This window comes from Terribacillus halophilus (genome assembly GCF_900162685.1).
GTDB lineage: Bacteria > Bacillota > Bacilli > Bacillales > Amphibacillaceae > Terribacillus > Terribacillus halophilus_A.
The window spans coordinates 1,848,413-1,861,148 of record NZ_LT727828.1 but is presented as its reverse complement, the minus strand read 5'-3'; the positions used below and the strand labels follow the sequence as shown (position 1 = coordinate 1,861,148).

Genomic DNA, 12,736 nt, shown 5'->3' with positions numbered 1-12,736 from the left:
TCACTGGTTCAGAAAGGTAAGTACCTAAAATAGATACTTACCTAATTATAAAACATTTTTTATGTCCATTGCTTTTATTAGTTCATCCGGATTGGTTGCGCTTATCACGACAGTTTGATATTTCAACGTTAGTTCAATGCCCTGCTTTCCGCTTGATATATACCCCGTTTCTCCTTTGAAATTTACACGAAATCCCCAGCCGCCAAAACGAGTGAGCGGGCTGAATTTGATTGATTTGCAGTCTTTTATGTCTTTGTATAAAAACTTCTTATATTGCAAATGAAACGGCATAAAACGAATGTATAAACCATCCTCATGAACTTCAACGATCAGCTTCGTCCATTTTAACAGAATCAAAGGGAAAGCGACTCCTAATATAACCCAAAATACAATCACAGTAGCATCCGATGCGGGTTTGCTTCCAAACTGATTTCCAAGCAAAATTTGGTAAATAAAGCTATACCACATAAGGGCGGCAAGGGACAAGAAGACTAACCAAATAAAAGGCTGGGGTCTTTGGACTTCCTTGTATAGTAAGGTTCTCGTTTTTATAGTGTACACTCCTTTGATAGGAATATCTGATGTGTTACTTCTTCATAATTTAAACGCTATCGTATGCTTTAGGGAGCAAATGAAGCTTCTCCATAAATAAAGGCAGATAAAAGTATCATAGGTATCACAAAGAGGATCGAGAATATCAAATTAATAATTACTAGAAGAATTTTAAACTTTTTCTTTTTAATAAAGAAAGAACATACAAGTCCGATAAGAGGATTTATTAAGAGCACAACTATTAGAATGTTCATGACTTCTCTTGCATGGTCTACACTTGGCGGTACTACATTGATATATATATCCAATAAAGCTACTGCTATTAGTGATAAAAGGGGGGATAGAATAGAGAAAAGAAAGGGAAGGGTATAATTTTTCAAATATCCTCACATCCTTAGTCTGATGAAAAAACAACTTCAAAAATAACTATTGAGCTCTAAAAGGAATGAAACAAATCATTCCTCCTTACAATTTATCCTTATTGCCTTATAGTCGAGCACTTTTATTGATTGATTAATTCAATTAGCCTTTTAACTGCTTCATCGTCTCCTGGATCAACGTACACATGCTTCGTGTTAGCGATAATACGATCAAATTCTTCACGCATTGCAGCTTCGTCTATATTTTCTGGTGGAGAAAAGCCTCCATACCAACGATCATTTAGAGGAACGTTATAAACATTAATGGTACCATCTCCATTACTACTATACGTGACGCTTCCATCTCCTATGCGAGAACCGCTCAGCTGGGTTACATCTTCTGGATAGTTCACAACTGGAAAATATTCAGGATCCAGCGGTGTGCCTGCTGGGATATGCGTAACATTCAATTCGTCGATTTGCTGATTCGGTCCGAGCTGCAGCCAGATGCGGGCATATTCAATTTCTTCATCGGAGTATCCCGCTAACAAATTCTCATTTTCATATGCTTGATCTGAATTGCTATCTTGTTTTTGGTGCTCAATAGTCTCTTTAGTACTGGCTTCGGATTCCTCTAAAGAATTAACGGAAGAATCATCTGTCGTAATATCATTTGAACTCGTGTCAGGTTCTGATAGCTCCTTTGCGTCTGTCTGCGTATTTTCACCATTCGCACACCCAGTCAGTAACATTAATAATACGAATAAGGCAGCATAGCAGTAAGTGATGATTGTTTGCTTTTTCATATGATTCTTTCCTTTCGTTCTCAAAACTAGCACTTACACTATATCCAATTGTACCATATAAAGGAAGCGGAGATGAGATTTTCGGGGATTCGCTGCAGACAAAAATTTTCTTAAATGTAATTTTATAGTGAAATTTATAGGTGATAGATTGCTATTATTATATGGTTTAGGAGAAGGAAGGGGTTGAAAAAGAGTACGCCAGAAGAATGTAAAGACAGTTCGCTCATTTGCTTTAAACTCTGCAAAAGGAAATAATAAGACGAAGCTGCCTGTTTATTTAGAGAGGCCATCTCATTGGTAAACAACATACTTTTACTGTTAAAGTAGTCACTTGCTTTATACTAGATAACAATAGCTGTGCTAGAATTTGTTTAGCACAGCTATTGTTTTATCATTTACTATATTGTTTGCGGTAGCTGCAAAGGATAAGCCTTCAATTCCTCAAAACCTTTTCCAATTCCTGCGGCCGCATGACTGTCAGATCCAGGAACGAGTGGGATTCCAAGTGCTACAGCGTGTTGAATAAGGCGGACTGATGGATAAACTTCTTTACATAATGGCTTGAACAGCCCGGCCGTATTAACGTCCAGTTCGTAACCGTTCTCTTTCATCAATGCTAACAGCTGCCGTTGTTCTGCCCAAAAGTCGGCAGGTTGGGGGTAAGCGAGTTGGAATTTTTGAATTAACGTAATATGGCCGATACGTTTTGGCTTAAATCTGCCAAGTTCTGCTTCAACAGACGCTTGCAAACTGTCATAATAAGCTTTATAGAGTGATGCCAGTCCGCCAAATGCTTTTGCTGCACGACCAAATGCTTCTTCACTAATATCAATACAGAAAAATGATTTATCTGGGGCTTGCAGCATGTGAACAGAGAGGATACTGTCATCTATTTCGGCTCCATACATATCAAGAAACTGTTTTGTTTCGTGCTCATAACCTTGGATATAATCAACTTCAAATCCAATGTTAATTTGCAAATCTTGCTCATACTGCTTCTGCAGATCTTGTCCTTCTTTTAAATAAGCTTCCACTTTATCCCGATCCATGGTGCTGTCTTGCTGGGGAGCGGGGTCCGTAAAGGTGCCCGGAAGCGGAGCGTGTTCGGTGAAAGATAGATGAGTCATTCCTTTTTCTATTGCCTGCAGGACATAAGCCTCCATATTATCAGCAGATCCGTGCTGGCAATATTGGGTGTGTACATGAAAATCTCCAATCATATGTTTGCTCCTTTCGTTATGTATTGACGTTAGTATCTCATTATGTTAAATTCAAATCAACAGAAATCCTTTACTTTGGTAAAGTGGTAGAATGATAAAGATAGAATCGGAGGGTTTGAGATGTTCTTACCTGCAGGAAGTCGTGATTTGACTGGCAAACAGCTTACCAATCGCGTTGCTATATATGAAACGTTCCAGTCTGTTGTGAATTTGCGGAATTATCAAGCGATTGAAACACCTGTCATTGAATATAGCAATACTTTCACCAATTCGTACGCTGGCATGACACTGAAAAAGATGCTCAAATGGTTTGATGAAGAAGGAGAGATTGAAGTACTGCGACCTGATTGGACAATCGCTGTAGCAAGAGCTTTATCTAATCAGCAGTCAAAGCAGCAGAAATGGGCTTACGCGGGTTCCGTGTTTCGAAAAGACCACAATGGCGTTGAAAGTCATCAAGCAGGGATTGAGATTATTCGGACACCAGGACTTTACGGGGAATATGAAAGTCTGTTCACTGCAGTTCGTTTCTTGCGAGAGCTCGGTGTGGAGGGTTACAGCATTGAACTTGGTCATACAGAGATCTTTGAAACGTTTATCACCTCTTTAGAATTGGATGAAGAAAAAGCTTCACAAGTAAGGCAGGCTATGCATGACAAACGAAAAGATGAAGTGTATCGGCTGATTAACGAAACGGGAAGCAAACAAACAGCGGCAGCGGTTGCTGATCTGGCCGATGCTTTCGGCGGAACCGCTATTTTATCTAAATACGAGCAGGAATGGGCAGAGAAACCGAAGCTGCTTGCTGTCATTCAAGAACTGCAGCAGCTGGCAGCATCGTTACAAGAGCTTGGGCAGGACGTTATTGTCGATCTTGGCCGTGTAAAACAGCTTCCTTACTATAATGGCGCAATGTTCCGCGGATTTCTGGCTACAAACGGAGCAGAGTGCTTTTCTGGAGGCAGATATGATGAGCTGTATGAACAGTTTGGCGGCAGAATGAGCGCTGTCGGATTGGCATTTGATATGGATGTGCTCGCAGCAGCGATTCCAGCAGCAGCCAAGCGTGAAAAAGTTTGCCTGCTGACAGACGAACAAGGTTTGATTGCTGCGGAAAAACTGCGTGATAAGTTCCCACATGCTGTCGTAGATGTAAGAACCGATGAAACGGCAGAATCATATGATCAAGTCTTTCAGCTAGTTCGAAACGGTGAAGAATATGAGGTGAAGGCGAAATGAAACCAGTTATTGCGTTAACGAAAGGTCGTGTTGAGAAACAATTCCTTGCTTATTTGGAGGAGCGCGCAATAGATAGTACACCACTTGTGGAAAAAGGGCGCAAATTGAGTGTGGAGACAGATCAAGCTATCTATTTCTTCGCAAAAGGCGTTGACGTGACCACGTACGTGGAGCATGGCATTGCCGATCTTGGTGTAGTTGGCGAAGATATCATTGCGGAGTTTCAGCCAGATGTGTTTAATCTTTTTCCGCTTCCATTTGGCGCTTGCAAAATGGCGGTTGCTGCCGAAGAAGAGAAGGTTTGGCCTGACCGGAAGAAAAGAATTGCCAGCAAATACACAAATATAACAAAGCAATTTTACCTAGATAAAGGCGAATCAGTCGATATTATTAAGCTGGAAGGATCCGTGGAATTGGCTCCGCTGCTCGGATTGGCGGATGCAATTGTTGATATCGTGGAAACTGGCACTACGTTGAAGGAAAACGGATTAGAAGTTATCGAGGATATTCAATACTTTACTGCCAGAGTAATTGCCAATCGTTCTTCCTTAAAGATGAAACGTGATATATTGCAGCCTTACTTAACAATTTTGCAGGAAGAAGTGAGCACATCATGAAGAGACTGACTAGTGCGCAATTTCTGGAACAGTTTTGCACTCGCAATTCAGACAGCGGTTTTGATGCAGAAGTGCTGCAGACGGTTTCGGCTATTTTGCAGGATGTTCGCTTGAACAAAGATGAAGCTGTTCGAAAGTACACTGCAAAATTTGACAGTACAACTGCGAATCAGCTGCTTGTAACAGAAGCAGAAATCCAAGATGCCAAGACAAAAGTCGCCCCAGAAACAATGGCTGCTTTACAAAAAGCAGCTGCGAATATTCGAGCATTTCATGAGAAACAAGCGTCGCCTTCTCGTATTATGACTGCAGAAGACGGCAAACAGTTGGGACAGATCGTGCTGCCGATGGAGCGAATAGGTATTTATGTACCTGGGGGCAAAGCAGTATACCCATCCACGATTTTAATGAATGCTATACCAGCTCGTCTGGCAGGCGTTCAGGAAATTATTATGGTGACACCAGTGAAAGATAACGGAGCTATTGCGCCAGTACTTGTTGCTGCAGCAGAGATTGCTGGCGTAGATAAGATTTATAAAATTGGCGGTGCTCAAGCAATCGGGGCTTTAGCTTATGGCACAGAAACAATTGCGCCAGTCGATAAGATAGTCGGACCTGGCAATGCTTATGTGGCTGCAGCTAAAATGCTTGTGTTTGGACAGGTGGGAATCGATATGATTGCTGGACCATCTGAAGTTGCCATTATTGCGGATGAAACAGCTGATCCTGCGTTTGTTGCGGCAGATCTGTTAGCACAAGCTGAACACGATGAAAATGCCAGGGTTGTGCTTTTGACAAACAGCGAGGTGCTTATCCAATCAGTAGAACGTGAGCTGGAAAGTCAGCTTGAGAAGCTGCCGCGCAAAGCTATCGCCCAAGAAGCACTCAACGGGAACAGCGCCATTGTCCGGACAGATTCGCTGGAGGAAAGTTTTGCATTATCCAATAGCTTTGCACCAGAACATTTGGAAGTACAAACAAGCAATCCACAAGCACAGCTAGGTAAAATTAAACATGCTGGTTCCGTTTTCTTAGGTTCTTATGCCCCGACAGCATTAGGCGACTATTACGGCGGAACGAACCATGTGCTGCCGACAAATGGCACAGCTAGATTTTCATCCGGCCTTAGCGTGGATGATTTTATAAAAAAAACAACGTACACATACTACGATAAACAAGCACTAAAACAAAGCCAAGAAAGTGTTGTTCAGTTAACAGAAGAGGAGCAGCTGGCAGGGCACGGAGAATCGATTAACATCCGGTTCAAGGAATAGACAGGGGGAAGTACGATGCGCAAAGCCGAAAAAGCACGCAAAACGTTTGAAACTTCGATCAATATGCAAATTAATTTAGATGATAACAGCAATATCTCCATCAATACAGGAGTCGGTTTCTTCGATCATATGCTTACGCTGTTCGCAAGTCATGCCAGAATCGGCTTAGTAGTGGAAGCAGAGGGGGATTTACATATTGACAGCCACCATACAGTGGAAGACACCGGCATTGTACTCGGACAGCTGATAAAAGAAGCACTTGGCAGCAAAGAAGGTATAAACCGATACGGACATGCTTTTGTACCGATGGATGAGACATTAGGATTCGTCGCGCTAGATATCAGCGGCCGGCCTTTCTTAGTTTTCGATGCACTGTTTGAAAATCCAAAACTCGGAAACTTTGATACAGAGCTTGTGCGGGAATTTTTCCAAGCTTTCTCTGTACATGCAGGTGTGACACTTCACGCCAAGGTTCATTACGGTTCCAACACACATCACAAAGCAGAATCCCTGTTCAAAGCGCTTGGCCAGTCGTTAGCGATTGCCATTCAAGTGAACCCTGCTATTAAAGGTGTCAACAGTACGAAAGGGCTGATTGAATGATTGCAATCGTCGATTACGGTGTTGGTAATGTGGCTAGTGTGGCCAATGCTTGTAAGCAGCTAGGATATGAAACGATTCTGACGGATAAGAAAGAAGAATTTGAACAAGCAACACATATTATTCTGCCCGGAGTTGGATCATTTCGTGCTGCGATGGAAGAAATCGAGCGACGGAATCTTCGCGGTTTGCTCCTTGATTTAGCATCTCGCAAACCGTTTATCGGCATTTGTGTCGGGATGCAGCTGCTATTTGAAAAAGGCTTTGAGCATGGGGAAACGGCGGGACTCGGCCTCCTGCCTGGAACAGTTGCCAAAATAGAAACAGAGCATCTGCTTCCTCATATCGGCTGGAATGCACTAGAAGTGAGCGATAACTTCCCAATTTATTCTGATCATCAAGGAAAGCATGTTTACTTCGTGCACAGCTATCAAGCCTATACACCAGCAGCATACATTGTCGCCAGTACAGAATACGGCACTCAAATCCCGGCTATTGTACAAAAAGGTACAATATGCGGTATTCAATTTCACCCAGAGAAAAGTGAAAAAGTGGGACAGCTATTGCTGCAAAGTGTGTTTGAAAGCAGCCAGCAGGCTGTGCGCAAGGAGGAAAGCAAATGATCGCCAAACGTATCATTCCATGCTTGGATGTAAAGGAAGGAACAGTTGTTAAAGGGACAAATTTCGTTTCCCTGCGTGAATTAGGAGACCCAGTGGCAATGGCAGCAGCTTATTCGAAAAGCGGCGCCGACGAGATTGTCTTTCTCGACATTTCCGCAACACATGAAGGACGAGCAACAATGATGGATATTGTGCGTCAGACAGCACTGCATGTGTTTGTACCATTCACAGTTGGAGGCGGCGTTCGTACGATTGAAGATATGAAGACAATGCTGCAAGCTGGAGCCGATAAAGTAGCAGTTAATTCAGCGGCAGTCGCCAATCCAGCGTTGATCACCCAAGGAGCAAAGAGGTTCGGTTCCCAATGTATCGTGGTTGCTATTGATGCAAAACGTTTTGACGACGGCTGGCACGTTGTCACGCACGGCGGACGTAAAGATACTGGTATCGATGCAATCGAATGGGCGAAGGAAGCAGAAGCAAGAGGTGCAGGAGAAATTCTGCTGACTAGCATGGATGCAGATGGTGTGAAAACAGGTTATGACTTGCCGCTTACCAAAGCAATCGTGGAAAAAGTTCGTATTCCCGTCATCGCGTCAGGAGGCTGTGGCAGTCCTGATCACATAACCGAAGTATTCCAAAAAACAGATGTATCAGCAGCGCTTGCTGCTTCCATTTTCCATGATAAAACATTCAGCATTGAAGAAGTGAAACAAAGTTGCCAACAGGAAGGAGTGCGCATCCGTGAAGCCTGATTTTACAAAAGGACTTGTCCCAGCTATCGTGCAGGACAGCCAGACAAAGCAAGTGCTTATGCTTGCTTATATGAATGAAGAAGCATACGAGAAGACAGTTAAAACAAAACAAACTTGGTTCTATTCCCGCTCAAGAGAAGCGCTATGGAACAAGGGAGCAACATCCGGTAACACCCAGCAAGTCGTCGATATGAAACTAGACTGTGATCAGGACACCATCCTCATTAGTGTCATACCGGAAGGACCAGCCTGCCACACAGGAGAAGTGAGCTGTTTCTATAACGAGACGTCAATTACTGGAGAAACATTTGAAGAAACGAGTATATTCCACACTGTAATGGAAGAAGCAGAAGATCGAAAAAAACATCCCGTTGAAAAATCGTATACCAACTACCTGTACCAAAAAGGCGTCGATAAAATCGGCAAAAAAGTAATCGAAGAAGCAGGGGAAGTCGTTATCGCTGCAAAAAATAATGATGCAGAAGAATTAGTCAATGAAGTCAGTGACTTACTGTATCACAGCTTCGTTTTGCTCGCCAATCAAGACGTGAGCTTGCAGGAAGTCGAAGCAGAACTAGCACGTCGTTTTCAAAAGAAAGGTAACAATAAAGGAGAGCGTCCGCCGATTGAAGAGTGGTGACGCTCTTTTTTTGGTTAGATGTGAGGGGCTATTGACAAGAGATGGTATTAAGTATTACTATATACCGGTACTTAGTATTACTTAATACTAAGGTGTAAATACTAGGCTTTTCAAAACGAAAGAATGGAATACTAACGGGGGAGAAATTCTTGGAGAATATTACAGAAATGCTGAAAGGCTTGCTTGAGGGATGTGTGCTTGAGATCATCAGTCGTGGCGAAACGTACGGATATGAAATCACACAACAGCTGCGCGAGCTAGGCTTCACAGATGTGGTGGAAGGCACCGTTTATACGATTACGATGCGACTTGAGAAAAATAATTTGGTGAACATCGAGAAAAAGCCCTCTACTATGGGGCCACCTAGAAAATTTTACACCTTAAATGCAGCAGGTCAGCAGCATCTTGTTACTTTTTGGGAAAAGTGGCGTTTTGTTTCGAATAAAATTGATGAACTCAAAACAAGAAAACAACCAAAGGAGGATTACAATGAATATTCTTAATAAAATTATTGGAAATATAGATGGAAAGCGGAAATGGAAAGCAATGGAGGAGCGCGCAAACTTTCTTCCAAGTGAGTACAGCAAAGCGTACAACGCTATCAAAAAATATATGTGGAGCTCCGGTAGCCTCACAGATTGGAATGACAATTTAAGAATCTTTGGTGGTATTCTCGATCTTTTTGAGGAAGGTGCAGCGAATGGCAAAAGTGTTACTGAACTCACAGGTGAGGATGTGGCTGGATTTTGCGATGAGTTAGTAAAAGATTCGAAAACTTGGAGAGACAAGTATCGTACAAAATTGAATGCTACGATTAATGGCAACTAAGTAATTAACCATGTAAACGGGTGATTTTTTACCAGCACAACACTCGCTGGTAAAGATACACAAGAAATTAATCAATTGGAGCTTAGAACATACTTTTTAATGGCATCTATTCGCCCTTTTACTTGTGTTTTTTCTGAATAAAAGTATTAGTAAACCGCGATATAAATATTTTTCTAGTGGGGCCAAGCGAATATGCAACCAAGAAGAAGCAAAGCTGGTGGCAGAATTAAGATAGAGTAATTCAAAGTTATTCAGTCATCGTTTACTGGCTCTGGAAACAGGGTGTTCAATTTTATAAATTCATGATATGGTAAAAAAAACCATATAAATGAGGGTGATACTTATGAAAGTATCTTGGATTGCTTGGTGGATTATTAATGCAATTTTTCTTATAGGTTTTATTACAATTTCAGTATTTGTTTGGACCAGAAGTGTGGATGCAGCCGGATTTGAACAAACTTATGAAACAAAAATGATTAGCTTTATCATCCTAACTTTAGTATTTATAATCCCATTGGCTGTACAAATTATTTGGATGATAATTAATCTCGTGGTTGCGAAAAATAAAAAAGAGAACTTTGTAGGACGCTAATGAATCAGAATCACTAATAACGTAATTGTGCATAGTGTGATAGCATTATCAAAAGATGATTGACTATTATTGAGAAACAAAAGTAAAGCCTAGGACATTTCCTTGGCTTTACTTTTGTTTTTTAAAACAGATTATGGCTCGTTTAGGGTTAATATACTTATGAATTTTGATTTTTTCTGCCTAACGTATACACACCCGCTAAAAGTGTCATCGTGCTAGGAATTAAATAAAGAAAAGAAAGTGCATAAACGCCTGTAATTGAAGTCAGAATAAGTAACCAGCCGCTCATAATTGGTTTTTTAGTGACAAAGAAGGAGCTAATTACTGCGATGATTCCACTAAGCATACCTAAAAAACCTATATTCCCAAACGTGTAGGAATCATCAATAACGGCAAATAGTTGAGCTACAAGCGAAACAAGCAGGCCAAGAATACCGCCAATTAATGCCATATACTTCATACCTAATCACCCTTCTGATTGAGATGTAACAAGTAGAGAAGCGAACAGTTGCATGATTGTCTTAGAATGCTTTATAGAGAAAAACACTCAATTATGTATTGTTTAACAGTAGCACCTGTGGAATTGTATGCCAATTATTCTAACTACTTTAATTTAGCAAATGGATAAGCTGAATAGCAACCTTTTTGGTGAGAAGACTAAATGTGGACGAGCCTCGATATGTTGAAAGGTTCTTTTAATGCACGAAAAGTCTTTTTCTAATTCAAAGATGGGGAGCTGCTATATACCCTTTGATTAATGACTTTGACAACTGTATCTCCTGAGAAAAGATGTGATAGGTGTTAAGTTTCTTTGTACATCCAGTGAAAGAAACAGCATTGAGTTATAAAAGAAAAAGTGCAGAATTAGAGTTTAAATCAAATGAAATTCGGGAAACAATTTGTAACGAATATAAGAATCTTTTTGAGATACTTAAGGAGGTACTCCAATTTGGCTGAAGATAAAAATAAGAATGTTGAGAGAAAAACGTTAACTACTAGGCAGGGTCATCCTGTTAAGGATAATCAGAATATCCGTACAATTGGTGACCGTGGACCGGCAACACTTGAGAATTATCATTTTATTGAAAAAATCTCCCATTTCGATCGAGAAGAGGTACCTGAACGGGTTGTACATGCTAGAGGAGCTGGTGCCTTTGGTTATTTTGAAACGTACGGAAAAGTAGGGGACGAACCTGTAGAAAAGTACACACGCGCTAAAGTATTTTCAGGCGCTGGTAAGAAGACACCTTTAATGGTTCGTTTTTCAACAGTAGCTGGCTCGAAGGATTCCCCGGAAACAGATCGAGATCCGCGTGGATTTGCGGTGAAGATGTATACAGAAGATGGGAATTGGGACTTGGTAGGGAACAACCTTAAAATTTTCTTTATCCGTGATGCGATGAAGTTTCCTGATATGATTCATGCATTTAAAGCTGACCCAGTATCAAATGTGCCCAACCCGCAGCGTATGTTTGACTTTGTTTCACGTACGCCAGAGGCAACGCATATGATTACATTTTTGTTTTCCCCATATGGCATACCAGCAACCTACCGCCATATGCAAGGTTCCGGCGTGAATACGTACAAATGGGTAAATGAAAAAGGTGAGGCTGTCCTAGTGAAATACCACTGGGAACCGAAGCAAGGCATCCGAAATCTGACCCAAGAAGAAGCAACTTACATTCAAGGGAAAAATACGAGCCATGCTACACAGGATTTATACGAGTCAATCGAGCGCGGCGAATACCCGGAATGGGAGCTTTTTGTACAAATCATGGAAGATAGCTACCACGAAGAACTTGACTTCGATCCTTTGGATGATACAAAACTATGGCCGGAAGATAAATTCCCATGGCTGCCAGTTGGGCGCATGGTTCTAGACCGGAATCCAGTCGATTATCACGCAGAAATTGAGCAAGCTGCCTTTGGTACAGGAGTTCTTGTTGACGGAATGGACTTCTCAGACGATAAGATGTTACAAGGTCGTACTTTCTCCTATTCCGATACACAACGCTACCGAGTAGGAGCAAACTATTTGAAACTGCCGGTTAATGCACCGAAAGCCCCTGTACGCACCAATCAGCATCGTGGCCAAATGGATACACGTGATTCACAAGAATCTGGCGATAACCCACATATCAATTATGAACCATCCATGCTTGGCGGTTATCAGGAAGCTAAAGAAGAACGTGTACCACACCGTCCGACGTATAATGCAGCAGCAATGACCGCACCAATTGATCGTCCTAACAATTACGGTCAGGCAGGAGAAACATACCGTAGTTTAGAGGATTGGGAGCGGGAGGAATTGATCAATAACCTTTCTGACGCATTAGCAGTATGTGATAAATCTATTCAAGATGCCATGGTCGAACACTTCACGCAAGCAGATGAAGAATACGGCCGTCGTGTGAAGGAAGGCATTGAAGCAAAATTAAAAGAAATCAAGGAAAATAATCAGGAAGACCAACTTCCAGGACGAGAATCAGGAAAAACAAAGTTTGGACAAGGTTCCTTATCTGCAAACGAAGCAACAGAAGATGCAGTGGAAGAAAGTCGAGAATCAGATCGTTATTAAGTAGGTAATTCAGATAAAGTCGCCAATCTTGGCGACTTTTTTTGTGCGTATAA

At 41.6% G+C, this 12,736-nt stretch carries 15 protein-coding genes; 11 read left to right on the top strand and 4 right to left on the bottom strand.

The window, feature by feature from the left end:
- Nucleotides 1–45: 45 nt before the first annotated feature.
- The 3 genes from B1K52_RS14075 to hisJ form a co-directional block, all read right to left on the bottom strand.
- The gene (locus B1K52_RS14075) at nucleotides 46–552 is read right to left on the bottom strand and encodes a DUF6141 family protein (RefSeq protein ID WP_077310609.1); all 507 of its coding nucleotides are present in this window, start codon (nucleotides 550–552) and stop codon (nucleotides 46–48) included.
- A 502-nt stretch (nucleotides 553–1,054) separates the two neighbouring features.
- Nucleotides 1,055–1,717, bottom strand: coding sequence for a hypothetical protein (locus tag B1K52_RS14065; RefSeq protein WP_077309289.1), 663 nt, complete (start codon nucleotides 1,715–1,717; stop codon nucleotides 1,055–1,057).
- A gap of 398 nt (nucleotides 1,718–2,115) precedes the next feature.
- The gene (gene hisJ / locus B1K52_RS14060) at nucleotides 2,116–2,937 is read right to left on the bottom strand and encodes a histidinol-phosphatase HisJ (protein ID WP_077309287.1); all 822 of its coding nucleotides are present in this window, start codon (nucleotides 2,935–2,937) and stop codon (nucleotides 2,116–2,118) included.
- Nucleotides 2,938–3,057: 120 nt separating this feature from the next.
- Here hisJ and B1K52_RS14055 point away from each other — a divergent pair, with 120 nt between their 5' ends.
- From B1K52_RS14055 to B1K52_RS14010, 10 genes are all read left to right on the top strand, one after another.
- On the top strand, nucleotides 3,058–4,176 hold the full coding sequence (locus tag B1K52_RS14055) for an ATP phosphoribosyltransferase regulatory subunit (RefSeq protein WP_077309285.1): 1,119 nt from the start codon (nucleotides 3,058–3,060) through the stop codon (nucleotides 4,174–4,176).
- The gene (gene hisG / locus B1K52_RS14050) at nucleotides 4,173–4,793 is read left to right on the top strand and encodes an ATP phosphoribosyltransferase (RefSeq protein WP_077309283.1); all 621 of its coding nucleotides are present in this window, start codon (nucleotides 4,173–4,175) and stop codon (nucleotides 4,791–4,793) included. The genes B1K52_RS14055 and hisG overlap by 4 nt, the downstream gene beginning before the upstream one ends.
- Complete coding sequence (gene hisD / locus B1K52_RS14045) at nucleotides 4,787–6,067, top strand: histidinol dehydrogenase (protein ID WP_373022652.1); 1,281 nt, start codon at nucleotides 4,787–4,789, stop codon at nucleotides 6,065–6,067. The genes hisG and hisD overlap by 7 nt, the downstream gene beginning before the upstream one ends.
- Nucleotides 6,068–6,082: 15 nt before the next feature.
- Complete coding sequence (gene hisB / locus B1K52_RS14040; RefSeq protein ID WP_077309279.1) at nucleotides 6,083–6,670, top strand: imidazoleglycerol-phosphate dehydratase HisB; 588 nt, start codon at nucleotides 6,083–6,085, stop codon at nucleotides 6,668–6,670.
- Nucleotides 6,667–7,290: an imidazole glycerol phosphate synthase subunit HisH gene (gene hisH, locus B1K52_RS14035; RefSeq protein WP_077309277.1), complete on the top strand. Its 624-nt coding sequence runs from the start codon at nucleotides 6,667–6,669 to the stop codon at nucleotides 7,288–7,290. The genes hisB and hisH overlap by 4 nt, the downstream gene beginning before the upstream one ends.
- Nucleotides 7,287–8,045 carry an imidazole glycerol phosphate synthase subunit HisF gene (hisF, locus tag B1K52_RS14030; RefSeq protein WP_077309275.1) on the top strand — a complete coding sequence of 253 codons (759 nt, stop codon included), beginning with the start codon at nucleotides 7,287–7,289 and terminating at the stop codon, nucleotides 8,043–8,045. The genes hisH and hisF overlap by 4 nt, the downstream gene beginning before the upstream one ends.
- Nucleotides 8,035–8,685 (top strand): bifunctional phosphoribosyl-AMP cyclohydrolase/phosphoribosyl-ATP diphosphatase HisIE, encoded by a 651-nt coding sequence (gene hisIE, locus B1K52_RS14025; RefSeq protein WP_077309272.1) that lies wholly within the window; start codon nucleotides 8,035–8,037, stop codon nucleotides 8,683–8,685. The genes hisF and hisIE overlap by 11 nt, the downstream gene beginning before the upstream one ends.
- 149 nt (nucleotides 8,686–8,834) lie before the next feature.
- On the top strand, nucleotides 8,835–9,188 hold the full coding sequence (locus B1K52_RS14020; RefSeq protein WP_077309270.1) for a PadR family transcriptional regulator: 354 nt from the start codon (nucleotides 8,835–8,837) through the stop codon (nucleotides 9,186–9,188).
- Nucleotides 9,175–9,513, top strand: coding sequence for a DUF1048 domain-containing protein (locus tag B1K52_RS14015; RefSeq protein ID WP_077309268.1), 339 nt, complete (start codon nucleotides 9,175–9,177; stop codon nucleotides 9,511–9,513). The genes B1K52_RS14020 and B1K52_RS14015 overlap by 14 nt, the downstream gene beginning before the upstream one ends.
- Before the next feature lie 343 nt (nucleotides 9,514–9,856).
- Nucleotides 9,857–10,105, top strand: coding sequence for a DUF3923 family protein (locus tag B1K52_RS14010; RefSeq protein WP_077309266.1), 249 nt, complete (start codon nucleotides 9,857–9,859; stop codon nucleotides 10,103–10,105).
- Between the two features lie 157 nt (nucleotides 10,106–10,262).
- On the opposite strand, the gene B1K52_RS14005 is transcribed toward B1K52_RS14010, so the two are convergent.
- A complete protein-coding gene (locus tag B1K52_RS14005; protein WP_077309264.1) occupies nucleotides 10,263–10,565 on the bottom strand; it encodes a hypothetical protein in 303 nt (100 codons plus the stop codon).
- Between the two features lie 489 nt (nucleotides 10,566–11,054).
- Between B1K52_RS14005 and B1K52_RS14000 the strand changes: the two genes are divergently transcribed.
- The gene (locus tag B1K52_RS14000) at nucleotides 11,055–12,683 is read left to right on the top strand and encodes a catalase (RefSeq protein ID WP_077309262.1); all 1,629 of its coding nucleotides are present in this window, start codon (nucleotides 11,055–11,057) and stop codon (nucleotides 12,681–12,683) included.
- The last annotated feature ends 53 nt before the right edge of the window (nucleotides 12,684–12,736 follow it).